General features: G+C 71.8%; 11 protein-coding genes. 5 read left to right on the top strand and 6 right to left on the bottom strand.

Annotated elements, in window-relative coordinates:
• The coding region (locus tag Q8791_RS21420) for a hypothetical protein (protein ID WP_330093540.1) at positions 1–187 on the top strand (187 nt) is incomplete at its 5' end.
• A 210-nt stretch (positions 188–397) separates the two neighbouring features.
• Here the strand turns inward: Q8791_RS21420 and Q8791_RS21415 are convergent.
• The 6 genes from Q8791_RS21415 to acs all read right to left on the bottom strand — a co-directional run bounded on the left by Q8791_RS21415 (position 398) and on the right by acs (position 8,278).
• Positions 398–880 carry a SixA phosphatase family protein gene (locus Q8791_RS21415; protein ID WP_330093539.1) on the bottom strand — a complete coding sequence of 161 codons (483 nt, stop codon included), beginning with the start codon at positions 878–880 and terminating at the stop codon, positions 398–400.
• A 209-nt stretch (positions 881–1,089) separates the two neighbouring features.
• Entirely contained in the window at positions 1,090–3,549 is a 2,460-nt protein-coding gene (locus Q8791_RS21410; protein ID WP_330093538.1) for a sodium-translocating pyrophosphatase, read from the bottom strand.
• A 533-nt stretch (positions 3,550–4,082) separates the two neighbouring features.
• Positions 4,083–4,589: a DUF309 domain-containing protein gene (locus Q8791_RS21405; protein WP_330093537.1), complete on the bottom strand. Its 507-nt coding sequence runs from the start codon at positions 4,587–4,589 to the stop codon at positions 4,083–4,085.
• Positions 4,590–4,596: 7 nt separating this feature from the next.
• Positions 4,597–5,538 carry an alpha/beta fold hydrolase gene (locus Q8791_RS21400; RefSeq protein ID WP_330093536.1) on the bottom strand — a complete coding sequence of 314 codons (942 nt, stop codon included), beginning with the start codon at positions 5,536–5,538 and terminating at the stop codon, positions 4,597–4,599.
• A gap of 9 nt (positions 5,539–5,547) precedes the next feature.
• Positions 5,548–6,036 (bottom strand): phage holin family protein, encoded by a 489-nt coding sequence (locus Q8791_RS21395; protein WP_330093535.1) that lies wholly within the window; start codon positions 6,034–6,036, stop codon positions 5,548–5,550.
• A 271-nt stretch (positions 6,037–6,307) separates the two neighbouring features.
• Complete coding sequence (acs, locus tag Q8791_RS21390) at positions 6,308–8,278, bottom strand: acetate--CoA ligase (protein WP_330093534.1); 1,971 nt, start codon at positions 8,276–8,278, stop codon at positions 6,308–6,310.
• A 207-nt stretch (positions 8,279–8,485) separates the two neighbouring features.
• On the opposite strand from acs, the gene Q8791_RS21385 reads away from it, so the two are divergent.
• From Q8791_RS21385 to Q8791_RS21370, 4 genes are all read left to right on the top strand, one after another.
• Positions 8,486–9,298 (top strand): Fic family protein, encoded by an 813-nt coding sequence (locus Q8791_RS21385; RefSeq protein WP_330093533.1) that lies wholly within the window; start codon positions 8,486–8,488, stop codon positions 9,296–9,298.
• 959 nt (positions 9,299–10,257) lie between these two features.
• Entirely contained in the window at positions 10,258–11,409 is a 1,152-nt protein-coding gene (ssd, locus tag Q8791_RS21380; RefSeq protein WP_330093532.1) for a septum site-determining protein Ssd, read from the top strand.
• A complete protein-coding gene (locus Q8791_RS21375) occupies positions 11,406–12,557 on the top strand; it encodes a TadA family conjugal transfer-associated ATPase (RefSeq protein WP_330093531.1) in 1,152 nt (383 codons plus the stop codon). The genes ssd and Q8791_RS21375 overlap by 4 nt, the downstream gene beginning before the upstream one ends.
• A complete protein-coding gene (locus Q8791_RS21370; protein ID WP_330093530.1) occupies positions 12,542–13,246 on the top strand; it encodes a type II secretion system F family protein in 705 nt (234 codons plus the stop codon). Before Q8791_RS21375 ends, Q8791_RS21370 begins: the two co-directional genes overlap by 16 nt.
• Positions 13,247–13,296: the final 50 nt, after the last annotated feature.

Raw genomic sequence — 13,296 nt, 5'->3', positions numbered from 1 at the left:
CCCGATCCTGGTGGACCGTGTGCTCTTCCGTGGAAGGCGTCTGCGTTTCCGCTTTGTTGTGTCTTTACTTTATCAGGTGTTCCGCGCCCCGCCAAATCGGCGGTTTGTGGTTCGTGATCGGGGTAAAGCCCGTTTTGCTTCGTTTGCTTTTGTCCGAATGGACTTGGCTTTTGAAGCGACTCCCTGAGTTTACATGGCCCGGGCAGTGCTCGAACCGCGAGGTTCGGAGTCTGGATCGGATGTGAATCAGGTTTCCGGCACGGCCGCCAATGCGTCCGTTTCGCCGGAGGAGGATGCCGCAGCTCCTTGCGACCTTGGGCCGGTCGGAGGCGACTCGGAGAACATTACCCCTGCCCCCCGACACTGGCAACCTGGGGCGTGCGTGACCTGGGTCACTTCAGTTGAGCAGGGTGCCGGAGCCCGTTCCCGGCGCCGCGTAGAGCCACTCGACCTCCAGGTCGACGGCCGCGACCGTGGCCGGCGCGTAGGACACCAGGGCGTCGTTCCCCACGAATCCCGCCGCCAGCTGGGCCACCGTCGGGTTGTGCGCCACGACCAGGACCGTGCGCGCTTCCCCGTCGACCCTGTTCAGCAGTTCCAGGAGCGTGTCCACACCGGCCGAGTACGCCGCCTCCGAGTAGTCGACCTCGGGGTGCGACTCCAGGTCCATCGCCCCGAGCACGCCGTCCAGGGTCTGTCTGGTGCGCCTCGCGGCGGAGCAGATGACGTGGTCCGGGACGTATCCCCGCCGGGAGAGCAACCGCCCCACGGCCTCCGCCTGGTCCCTGCCGAGGTCGGTGAGGCCGCGCTCGTAGTCCGCCCCGTGGCCGTGCTCGGCCGTCGCGTGCCGCATCAGCAGCAGTGTGCGCGCGCCGCTCATGGCGTCAGGCTGTTCGCGACGGCGGCGAGCGCGCCGATGAACCCCACCATGACGGCCAGGATGACGAGCAGTCCCTTCACCCCTGACATCTGCAACCCCTTCTGCGTCGTCCGTACGAGAGGTACCCCCCGCGAGTCCAGGTTAGGGGCCCTCCCGCACACGGCGACGGCCGCCCGGGGTTCCCGGACGGCCGCGACCTGGCAGTTGCGCTACTTGCCGTCTCCGGCGTGCGCCTCCTCCTTGTGGTCGGACTCCTTCGGATCCGATCCCTCGTCCCCGGAGGCCCCGTCCGAGGCCGAGGCCCCGTCTCCCCCGGCGGAGGCTCCACCGTCCCCGGCCTCGGGGGCGGTCTTGGGGGCGGACTGGCCGCCCAGCTCCGCGAGCTGGGTCTCGTTCCCGGCGCCACGGTTCTTGGACCAGAGGATCGCGCCGACGAGCACGCCCACGGCGATCACGGTCACCACGACCCGCAGGACCACGTTGTCCGCGTAGATCACCACGCTGGGCGCCACGATCAGCGCCACGAGGTTCATGACCTTGAGCAGGGGGTTGATGGCCGGGCCGGCCGTGTCCTTGAACGGGTCGCCGACGGTGTCCCCGATGATCGTGGCCTCGTGGGCCTCCGATCCCTTGCCTCCGTGGTGGCCGTCCTCGACGAGCTTCTTGGCGTTGTCCCAGGCGCCGCCGGAGTTGGACAGGAAGACCGCCATGAGCACACCGGCGGCGATGGCGCCGCCGAGGAACGCGCCGAGGGGTGCGTAGCCGAAGGCGAAACCGACCGCGATCGGCGCCAGGACCGCCAGGAGGCCGGGGGTGACCAGCTCGCGCAGCGAGTCCTTGGTGCAGATGTCGACCACCCGCGCGTACTCGGGCTGCTCCGTGCCGTCCATGATCCCGGGACGCGTGCGGAACTGCTCGCGCACCTCCAGGACCACGCGGCCCGCGGCGCGGCCGACGGCCATGATGGCCAGACCGGAGAAGAAGAACACCACGCTGGCGCCGATGATGACGCCGACGAGCACGTCCGGCTGGTCGATCGAGAGGGAGAACGCCTCCTCGCCCCCGCCGAGCTGCTCCTGGACCGAGGTGCGGAAGGCGCCGAAGAGGGCGGTGGCGGCCAGGACCGCCGTGGCGATGGCGATGCCCTTGGTGATCGCCTTGGTCGTGTTGCCGACGGCGTCGAGGCCGGTGAGGATCTCCGCCCCCTTGCCCTCCACGTCTCCGGACATCTCGGCGATGCCCTGGGCGTTGTCGGACACGGGGCCGAAGGTGTCCATCGCGACGATGATGCCGACGGTGGTGAGCAGGCCGGTGCCGGCGAGGGCGACGGCGAACAGGCTCAGGGTGATGGAGCCGCCTCCGAGGAGGAACGCCGCGTACACGGCTCCGGCGATGAGCAGGGCGGAGTAGACCGCCGACTCCAGGCCGACGGAGATGCCGGAGAGGATGACGGTGGCCGCACCGGTCTCGGAGCTCGCGCCGATGTCCCGGACCGGGCGCTTGTCGGTCTCGGTGAAGTAGCCGGTGAGCAGCTGGATGGCGGCGGCGAGCACCAGGCCGATGAGGACGGCGGCGATCGCGATGAACCTCGGGTCGGGCGCGGTGCCGGACGCCTCGATCTCCGCCAGGACCTGCGGGCTGACTCCGGAGAGCTCCTCGAAGCTGCTGGGCAGGTACCAGAGGGAGGTACCGACGACGAGAACCGCCGAGATGCCCGCGGAGATGAAGAAGCCCCGGTTGATCGCCGTCATCGCCGACCTGTCCCGGGCGCGGGGGGCGACCAGGAAGATGCCGATGATCGCCGTGATGACACCGATCATGGGGACGAGGAGCGGGAACACGAGGCCCTCGGTGCCGAAGGCGACCCGGCCGAGGATCAGCGAGGCGACGAGCACGACGGCGTACGACTCGAAGAGGTCGGCGGCCATGCCCGCGCAGTCGCCCACGTTGTCGCCGACGTTGTCGGCGATGGTGGCGGCGTTGCGGGGGTCGTCCTCGGGGATGCCCTGTTCGACCTTGCCGACGAGGTCGGCGCCGACGTCGGCGGCCTTGGTGAAGATGCCGCCGCCGACACGCATGAACATGGCCAGGAGGGCGGCGCCGAAGCCGAAGCCCTCCAGGACGATGGGTGCGTCGCCCCGGTAGAGGACGACGACGAGTGCGGCGCCGAACAGGCCGAGGCCGACGGTGATCATGCCGGCGACGCCACCGGTGCGGAAGGCGATCCGCATGGCCCTGTGGTTGGACGCCACGTCACCGCCCCGGGCCGCCGCCGCGACGCGGACGTTGCCGCGGACGGCCAGCCACATGCCGATGAACCCGGTGACGGACGACAGTACGGCGCCGAGCGCGAAGAAGATCGACCGGCCGATCCGGATGTCCCATGAGTCGGCGGGCAGGAGGAGCAGCAGCAGCGGGATGACGACGACGAACACCGCGAGGGTGCGGAACTGTCGTGTCAGATAGGCGCTCGCTCCTTCCTGGACCGCGAGCGCGATGTTGCGCATCCGCTCTGTGCCCTGCTCCGCGGCGAGGACCTCACGTACAAGCATCCCCGCGACGGCGAGGGCCAGAAGGGCCACCACCATGACGACGATGACGAGTGTGAAGTCGGTGCCTGCCAGTGATAGGGCCGTGCCGCTTGGCGCGGCGAGGTTGAGCCCAGACAATCCGTCCTCCTTGAGACGGGCACGACCTTTTCGGCCCCGTCCACAGGAAACGCGGGGAACGGTCGCCCCGCGGGCGTCGGTCCAGCGCGCCGCCAGTGGAAGTACCGCCGTCCGGAAGGAGCCTGAGCTGGCCCGACAGCACGCCTGGCGGGGTCGAAGCGGTGCCACCTTTGGTTGTGGTGCACACCGTCCGCGCTGCACTCTCACGGGCGGTGATCCGGGGATTCTACGCACGATTCCGAATAAAGGTGAGTGGCGATTCGGGATTTCCCCAAGACAAACCAAAGATGTGATCTTACGGTGATCCCAGAAGCAGGATAAATCGCTTTATTAGGTGATATTAACCTTGAATAACATCGCATAATATCTTAATGCCATGTTAACGTTAAAGCACTCATAAAGGCATGAATCCGGAATGGGCCTCATCAGCCACACCGCTACCAGCGGCCACGACGGACCACTGCACTCCCCTGAGGCGTGCCCTCCGCGCGTCTCCGCGGGCTCGCGGTCCCGGCGGCTCCGCCCCGCCGTCCCTACTCGCCGCGCAGGCGCATCCCCGCCGGGTCGATCCCGTCGCCCGGCCCGGCCCGGCCCGCGTCCAGGTCGTCCGCCAGCCCGCGTGCGAACGCCGCCACGCCGGCCACGTCCACCCCGTGCGGGGCGTCCGGTCCGAACTCACGGACCCGGTCCGCCCCCCGCCGCAGCAGTCGCGCGGCACCGACCGTGTTGCCGCGCTGGGCGTGGGTGACGCCCACGGCCACCTGTGCGAGGCCCCGCCACAGTTCCCGTTCGGGATCGGGCGAGGACTTCCACACGGCTTCGAGAACCTCGTGGGCGGTGAAAGCGTACCCTCCGTCGAGGAGCCGCTGGGCTTCTTCCAGCCCTTCCTCGGCGGAGAAGACGGCGTCATCGGGGACCCGCTCGACCTCACCCGCGCTGCCGTGCGGCAGCGGCCGCCCGTAGCGGTCGCGCGGTCGCTGGTTCTGCGCCCGTCCGGTCTCGTTCCGGTCCCGACCCGCCGACGCGGACTCCGTCGCCATCACTGCCTCACCGCCGTTCCCCGTCGCCCTCCCGGGCTCCGTCAGCCTGTTCGCCGCCGATCTCCCCCAGCCACCCGACGAGCGCTCGGGAGACCTCCTCCGGGCGTTCCTCGTGCGGGAAGTGTCCCGCACCCGGAATCCGCACCCAACGGTAGGCCCCCGCCACGAGGCGCCGGGAGGCGCGTGCCGTCTCGGGGGAGCACACCGGGTCCAGGTCGCCGTGGACCTGGAGGACGGGGACGCGGACCGGAGGCCGCAGGCGCGCGTTGTAGCGGAGCCCGTCCGGACGCCACCGCGACCGGAAGATCCAGCGGTGGTACTCCAGTGAGCAGTGGGAGACCTTCGGGATGGCGAAGGCCCGCCGGTACTGCTCCTCGGCCTCGGTGTCGGGCCACCCGGGGGCCGACCAGTCGCGCAGGAGGTCGCCCACACGGACACACCCGTCGGCCAGGAACCTGTGCTCAGGGAGGATCGGCACCTGGGCCCGGACCATGTGGCGCACGCCGGGGCCGCCGGAGGCGATGAGCCTGCCGGTGCGCAGCGGGTGCGGGGAGGAGACGGCTGCCAATGCGCGCACGGAGACCGGGTGGTAGGCCGTCATCGTCCAGCCGACGAGGCCGCCCACGCCGTGGCCCACCACGACGGCGTCCCGCGACCCCAGTGCCCGGACCAGACCGGCGGCGTCCTGGGCGAGGGTGACGAGGTCGTAGCCGCGGGGGGTCTTGTCACTGGCCCCGTAGCCGCGCATGTCGACCGCGACCGCGCGGAACCCGGCCGCGGCGAGGGCGACCAACTGGGACCGCCACGCCCACCAGAACTGGGGGAAGCCGTGCAGGAGGAGCACCAGTGGCCCCTCGCCGGCCTCGGCCACGTGGAACCGCGCCCCCGCCGCGTTGACGGTCCGATGCGTCCACGGGCCGTCGACGTACGCGGCCGAGTCGTCCAACACCGCGTGCGGCTACCGCGCCGTCGCTGCGGTCGCCCCGGCGGTGTCGGGGGTGTCGACGTCGTCACCGGGCTTGGGGGGCCGGATCTCACCGCGCAGGATGCCGCTGAGGCGGGAGGTGGTCAGCGCGGTGCGCTGGAGCCCCTGCCGCCTGCGGAAGTTGACGAGGCCGTACAGGGCGAAGATCGCCGCGAGGAGCAGGTAGAACAGCGTGACGATGCCGAGGCAGGCCCAGGCGGGCAGCGCGAACAGCTCGTACAGCGCGAAGGCGATGGTCACCGAGAGCAGGATGACGAAGATGTGGGCCAGGACCGCGACGACCGCGAACCCGGCGATGCCCTTGCCGATCTTGACCGCGTCGGCCTTGGCCTCCAGCTTGGCGAGCTGGATCTCCAGGCGCACGAGCCGGGAGAGGTTGTCGGTGGCGTCGGAGACCAGCGCGCCGATGGAACGGTCGGTGCCGGCGGCGTCAGGCTCGCCGGTACCCGGCTTGTCCACCATCGTGGGGGTTCCCTTCTCTCGGTCCGAACACGCGGATGATCCTCCGCATCCTCGCACATGCGCCACCACCCGTGTCTCTCACGGCACGCACAACGACACCGGTCCGTTTTCGTCACGCGGGTGAGTACGCGGCCGTCCGCGTGGTGCCGGGGCCGTGTCCGGGGAACGGTCCCCGTGGCCCGGCACCGGGCGGTGTCGGTCGCGGACCTCCGCCCAAGCCCTTCCGGGCGGTGCCCGGCCGGAAGGACCGGGCACCGCCCGGTGCGGGGCCCTAGCCGTCCTTGCGGACGGACGGCAGCTGCTTGGCGATCACGTCCATGATGGAGGAGTCGGTCAGCGTGGAGGTGTCACCGACGGCCCGCTCCTCGGCGATGTCGCGCAGCAGTCGCCGCATGATCTTGCCGGAGCGGGTCTTGGGCAGCTCCGGCACCGCCAGGAGGCGGGCGGGCTTCGCGATCGGGCCGAGCGAGGTGCCGACATGGTTGCGGAGCTCCTGGACGAGCTCCTCCGGGACCTCCTCCCCGCCGTCGCGCAGGATGACGAAGCCGACGATCGCCTGGCCGGTGACCTTGTCGGCCGCCCCGACCACCGCGGCCTCGGCCACCCGCGGGTGCGAGACGAGCGCGGACTCGACCTCGGTGGTGGAGATGTTGTGGCCGGAGATGAGCATGACGTCGTCCACGCGGCCCAGGAGCCACAGGTCGCCGTCCTCGTCCTTCTTCGCACCATCACCGGGGAAGTACAGGCCCTCGAAGCGCGACCAGTAGGTGTCCTTGTAGCGCTGGGGGTCTCCCCAGATGCCCCGGAGCATCGCGGGCCACGGCTCGCGGATGACGATGAACCCGCCCTCGCCGTCGGGGACCGACTTGCCCTCCTCGTCCACGACGTCGGCGACGATCCCCGGAAGGGCGCGCATGGCGGCGCCGGGCTTGCCGGAGGTCACGCCGGGCAGGGGGCTGACCATGATGGCGCCAGTCTCGGTCTGCCACCAGGTGTCCACGACCGGGGTGCGGTTGCCGCCGATGTTCTCCCGGTACCAGACGTACGCCTCGGGGTTGATGGGCTCGCCCACCGAGCCGATGACACGCAGGCTGGACAGGTCGAACTCGGCGGGGATGGCGTCCCCCCACTTCATGAAGGTGCGGATCGCCGTGGGCGCCATGTAGGCGATGGTGACCTCGTACTTCTGGATGATCTCCCAGAAGCGCCCGCGGTGCGGCGTGTCGGGGGTTCCCTCGTACAGGACCGTGGTCGCGGCGTTGGCGAGCGGTCCGTACACGATGTAGGAGTGGCCGGTCACCCACCCGATGTCGGCGGCGCACCAGTAGACGTCGGTCTCGGGCTTGAGGTCGAACACCGCCCAGTGGGTGTAGGCCGCCTGGGTGAGGTAGCCGCCCGTAGTGTGCAGGATGCCCTTCGGCTTCGCCGTGGTGCCGCTGGTGTACATGATGTACAGCGGATCCTCGGCGTCGTGCGCCTCCGGGGTGTGCTCGGTGCTCTGGGACTCCACCACGTCGTGCCACCACACGTCGCGGTCGGTCCACTCGACGTCCTGGCCGGTGCGGCGGACGACGAGGACGTTCTCCACGGCGGGGCGGTCGGCGACCGCACCGTCCACGGCGGGCTTGAGGGCGCTGGCCTTGCCGCGCCGGTAGCCGCCGTCCGCGGTCACGACCAGCTTGGCCTGGCTGTCGTCCAGCCGCTGGCCGAGCGCGTCCACGGAGAAGCCGCCGAAGACGACCATGTGGACGGCGCCGATGCGGGCGCAGGCGAGCATCGCGACGACGGTCTCGGGGATCATCGGCATGTAGATGGCGACACGGTCGCCCTTGCCGACACCGAGACCGGTCATGGCGTTGGCCGCCTGGGAGACCAGGTCCTTCAGCTCCGCGTAGGTGATGCTGCGGGTGTCGCCGGGCTCGCCCTCCCAGTGGTAGGCGACCCGCTCGCCCAGGCCGTTGGCCACGTGGCGGTCCACGCAGTTGACGGAGGCGTTGAGCTTGCCCCCGACGAACCACTTGGCGTACGGCGGTTCCCAGTCCAGGACGGTGTCCCAGGGGTGCTCCCACTGCAACCGGTGGGCCTGCTCCTCCCAGAAACCGAGACGGTCCTCCGCGGCCCGCTCGTAGGCCTCGGCCTTCACGTTGGCCTCGGCCGCGAGTTCGGGCGGCGGGGGAAAGCTCCGCGTCTCGTGGAGAAGGTTGGACAGTGTCTCCTGGCTCGGGGGAGTGCTGTCGGCCACTGTGATTCTCCTTACGTTGGCTGGTTCACACCCAATTAATCATGCGGTCCATACCGCGTGAACAGTCGGGGTGCAGCGCGTCGCCGGGGACCGGCGGGCGAGCGGCGAACGGCCGGTGAACGGTCACCGGTCTGCGACGAGCGGTCGCGGGGTCCGGGTCCGACGGGAGTGGGCGGCCGGTGTTACCGGCGCGTAGTGTTGTACTCCGTGAGCGAATCGACTTCTGCCTCCCCTTCCGACCCACTGTCCCGGATCGCGGGCCTGCCCGGCGTGAGCGACGCGGTCGCCGAGACGCGGACCCTGGTCGACCGGCTGCTGGGGCACCGCATCCTGCGCCGCCGCAGCAGCGACGTGTCCATGGAGTCCGCGCTGCGCGGCGCGTGCGCGTCAGCGGCGCTGGAGGGCGCCGAGGTCTCGATGGAGGAGATCCGCGAGGGGCACGTGTACGACACGCGCATCAAGGGAGCCCTGCGGGTGTCCGGCGAACTGGGCGTGCTCGTCGACACCTGGCCGAAGGCCCCGCGCCAAGCCCTGGCCCGCCTGCACACGCTCGCGGCGACCGAGGCGGTGTCGGACGAAGCCCTGGGGCGCCCCCGACTCGCCGGGGAACGCGTCGAGGACCCGCTGGAGCTGGGCCCCGCCCCCGCGCCGGAGGTCGCGCTCGCCCGCCTGGAGGGCCTGTACGCACTGTTGGACGCGCGCACGTCCGTCCCCGCGCTGGTGACGTCGGCGCTGGTGCACGGCGAGCTGATGGCGATCCGGCCGTTCGGCTGGGGAGACGGCCTGGTGGCACGTGCCGCCGAGCGGCTGACCCTGGTGGAGAGGGGCCTGGACCCGAAGTCGCTGGTGCCGTCGGAACTCGGGCACCAGACGCTGCGGGACGAGTACGGCCCCGCCCTGCGCGCCTACATGGGCGGCACCCCCGAGGGGGTCGCGGAGTGGGTCGTCTACTGCTGCCGGGCGGTCCGCGCCGGAGCGCAGGACTCGCTGGCGACCTGTGAGGCCCTCAAACGGGGTTGAGCGCGGCGGGAAAGGTTGAATCGTTAATCGTTCATTTATCAACCAACAGTGACGTGATCCACGTTCGTCCGGGCACGTCCGTCCGCCCCTGAATGTTTCCGGATTGCTACACGCGTCCGCGCGCGCATGACGAACGGCGCCCCACCTGTGTCTCGGGGCGCCGTCTCCGACACGTTCCACCGGGTTAGCAAGCGACCATTTCCATAGTCTGGCCAGGCAGTACATCCAGTTGTCGGGCCTAGACGGGCCACACGCGGCCGGGTGGTGCGTGGGTTCCCGGCTTCCGTGTCGGGGTGGTTCTCAGCCACCATCTGCTTTCTTTCTACGCCTGGGTCCAGCCTCCGGAAAGGTGGTTGACCCAACTTTTCTTCCTGGATTCCCGAACCAATACACAGCACCGCGTGGTAGCGTCTGTTCCGTCGTTGAACGACGGTTCGGTGCGATCCGCCCGAACTCCGCCGTACGCACCCCATTTCGGGTTCTCTGCATCCCGTTCTCCGGGAAACGTCGGCGATTCCGGTCTTTCGGTGGTCGTGAGAGCAGGTCTCTCTGTAGGCCCTTCCGAAGAGCGGGCCCGGTCCTCCCCCCAGGATCGGAACTCGCGTGGTGGCTTTCGCTCCCCCTGTGGAGGCAGACCCCGCGCCCGCTCCACTCGCCTGCCGGGCGGGCATGCGTATTCGCCCCCGTGTACGCATCCCGCCCGCCAGGTGGGGCCTCTCCGACCTCCCTCCTCCCGGTGGTTGCTCGGACCCCGTGCCTCCGCGTGGTTGCTCTGGCGGCCGTTCCTCCCCGCGGTTGCTCGGACCCCGCCCCGCGCCGTCCCCCGCTCCCCCGCCGCACGGCGTCCTCCCCCTGCGCTCCGCACCCCTCCGACGTTGTCCACAGCTTCGGATCGGGGCTTCTCCCGCGTCCTCCGGTCGGCGAAGGTCGAAGAAAGACCCCCTCCCCCGGAGGCCCCGATGGACCCCCGTCCCCACCCCCGACCACGCCCACTGATCGCGACCGCCGACCCCCTCCTCCTCGACGACCTGCTCAGGCTCGCCACCGCCGCCGCCACCGAGGTCGCCGTCGCCCGGACCACCGACCGGGCCCTGAGCCTGTGGCGGCACGCACCGCTCGTGGTGGTCGGCGCCGAACTCCGCGCGTCCCTGCGCACCGCCGACCCGCCCCCGGGGCGCCACGTGTTCGTGACGCGCACCTCCGAGGACGGCGCCCCGGGCGGGGCGGGGGACCCCGTGCACGCGGAGACCCCGGCCCGCGGCGGAAGCACTGCCGCCGCCTCCACCGCTGCCGATCGGAGCACGCTCCTCCTGCCCAGGGACGAGTCCGTCCTGGTGGGGCTCCTCGCCCGGGCCGCGTCACCCACCGCGGCACCAGCTCCCACCGTGTCGGTTATGGGGGGCCGCGGCGGCGCCGGGACCAGCCTCCTCGCGGTCGCGCTCGCCCTCGCGGGCGCCCGCGTCGGCCGGGACACCGCCCTCCTCGACGCCGACCCCCTCGGCTGCGGCCCCGACCTCTACCTCGGCTGTGACAGCGCGCCCCCGCCAGCGGCGGGACGGCAGACCGGCTGGTGCGACCTCGTGCGACGTCGCGGCCGCGTGCGCTGGCAGGACCTGCGGGCGGGGCTGCCCGGCACTCCGGGGGTGTCGGTGCTGACCTGGGCGCGCGACCCCGCTCCCCCCGTTCCGCTGCCGGTCGGCGCGGCGCGCTCCGCCCTGTCCAGCGCGCGGGACGGCGCCGACCTGGTGGTGGCCGACCTGCCTCGCTCGTTCGACCCGGCCACCGTCGTGTTCCTCAACCGCTCCGACCTGGTGCTCGTCGTCGTCCCGGCGGACGTGCCCTCGGTGGTGGCGGCGACCCGGGTGGTCTCCCGCCTGCGGGAGGAGGCAGCGGTCGTCCGTGTCGTGGTGCGCGGCGCCCGGGGAGACCTGAGCGCGGACGTGGTGGCCACCTCCCTCGGCCTCGAACTCGGCGCCGACCTGCCGCAGGAGCCCCGGCTGGACCGGCTCCTGGCGGCCGGGGACGTACCCGCGCGGCACCCGCGCTCGCCGCTGGCCCGGTTCGCCGACCGAGTGGTGGCGGACCTCCCCTCCCTGGAACCGGTCCGGTGAGCCCGCTGGTGGAGGCCGTGCGCAACCGGCTCGTGGCGTCCGGTGCGCCGGTGAGCCCCTCCAGCGTCGCGGCAGCGCTCAGGGCGGAGGGAGGCCTGCTGGGTGACACCGAGGTGCTGTCCATGACCCGGCGGCTGGCCGCCGACCTGTCCGGCGCGGGGCCCCTGGAGCAGCTCATGACCTCCGGGGTCACCGATATTCTCGTCAACGGCCCCGACGAGGTGTGGGTGGACGACGGCGGCGGGCTGCGCCGGGCGGGGGTCCGGTTCGAGTCGGCGGACGCGGTGCGGCGGCTCGCCCAACGGCTGGCCGCGCAGGCGGGGCGACGTCTGGACGCCGCCGTGCCCTACGTGGACGCGAGACTTCCCAGCGGCGCCAGGCTGCACGCGGTGCTGCCCCCGGTGTCACCCGCGGGGGCGTGCGTGTCCCTGCGCCTTCCGCCCCGGCGGGTCTTCACCCTGGAGCGGCTGACCGAGCACGGCACGGTCACCGATCGCGGCGCGGACCTGCTGCGGGCCCTCGTGGCCGCGCGCGTCGCCTTCCTGGTGAGCGGCGGGACGGGCACGGGCAAGACCACGCTCCTGTCGAGCCTGCTGTCCCTCGTGGACCCGGCCGAACGCCTGGTGCTCGCCGAGGACTCCCCCGAACTCCGGCCCGACCACCCGCACGTGGTGCGGCTCCAGACCCGTCCGGCCAACATCGAGGGCAGCGGCGAGGTGACCCTGGAGGTCCTGGTCCGCCAGGCCCTGCGCATGCGACCCGACCGGCTGGTCGTGGGCGAGGCCCGAGGGCCGGAGATCGTGTCCCTGCTGGGCGCGCTCAACACCGGTCACGAGGGCGGCGCGGGCACCCTCCACGCCAACGGCGCCGGGGACGTGCCCGCGAGGGTGGAGGCGCTCGGGTGCGGTGCCGGCCTGGACCGGGCCGCGGTGCACAGCCAGCTCGCCGCCACCAGGGTCATGATCGTCCACCTGGTGCGCGACTCCGGGAACCGCCGCCTCGCCGAACTCCGAGTGCTGCGCCGCGACCCGGCCGGGCTCGTACGCGCGGTGCCCGCGGTGTCCTTCGACCGGGACGGCACCTCCCGGGAGCACGCCGGGGCCGAGGAGGTGACGGCCCGGCTGGGCGGCGGGTGGCGGCGGCGGTGACCGCGCTCATGGTGTGCGCGGCGTGCGCGGGGCTCCTGGTTCTGCTGTCCTCGGTCCCGGAGCCGCAGCGCACCCGGCTGGGCGCCGCACTGGTCCGCCCGCGTCGTCCGGCCCGCCGGACGGGGCCGGTGCTCCGGGTGCCGCTGGTGCCGCTGGTGCGGCGCCCCGGGGAGGGCTCCGGACGCCGGAACGCGGTGATCGCGCTGTGCCGGGTGCTGGCCGCCGAACTGCGTGCCGGCCAGCCACCGGAGGAGGCGCTGCGGATCGCCGCGGCCGAGGCAGGCCCGCTGGTGGGAGCGGTGGGCGACGCGGAGTCCCTGCGCCATGAGGCCGAACGCGACCCCGACCTGTGGGCGCTGGCCTATCTGGCCGTGTGCTGGGAGGTGGCCGCGGACACCGGGGCGGGTCTGGCGGAGGTCGTCGACGCGCTGGCCGCCAACCTCACCGAACAGGAGGAGCAGCGGGCCGAGGCGGAGGCGCGGACGAACGGCCCGCGGACGACGGCGATCGTCCTCACGTGCCTGCCGGTGGCCGGGGTTCTCATGTCCTCCGGTCTCGGCGGTTCCCCGCTGGTGTTCCTGTTCACCACCCCGCTGGGGGTTGTCTGCCTGGTGTGCGGCGTGCTTCTGGACCTGGTGGGTTTCTGGTGGGCGCTGCGGATGCTGCGCTCCGCGACCGCTCCACCGTGACGGCTCGCCGTGGAGCGATCGCCGGGAAGCGGTCGCCGTTCGACCGGCGC

The organism is Nocardiopsis codii (assembly GCF_036327455.1).
Taxonomy (GTDB): domain Bacteria; phylum Actinomycetota; class Actinomycetes; order Streptosporangiales; family Streptosporangiaceae; genus Nocardiopsis; species Nocardiopsis codii.
This window is presented reverse-complemented; position numbering and strand designations above follow the sequence as displayed.

Excerpts from the sequence above, each read along its gene's own strand:
- Q8791_RS21415 (WP_330093539.1), bottom strand. The coding sequence starts at position 880 with ATGAGCGGCGCGCGCACACTGCTGCTGATGCGGCACGCGACGGCCGAG.
- Q8791_RS21405 (WP_330093537.1), bottom strand. The coding sequence starts at position 4,589 with ATGGCGACGGAGTCCGCGTCGGCGGGTCGGGACCGGAACGAGACCGGA.
- Q8791_RS21395 (WP_330093535.1), bottom strand. The coding sequence starts at position 6,036 with ATGGTGGACAAGCCGGGTACCGGCGAGCCTGACGCCGCCGGCACCGAC.
- ssd (WP_330093532.1), top strand. The coding sequence starts at position 10,258 with ATGGACCCCCGTCCCCACCCCCGACCACGCCCACTGATCGCGACCGCC.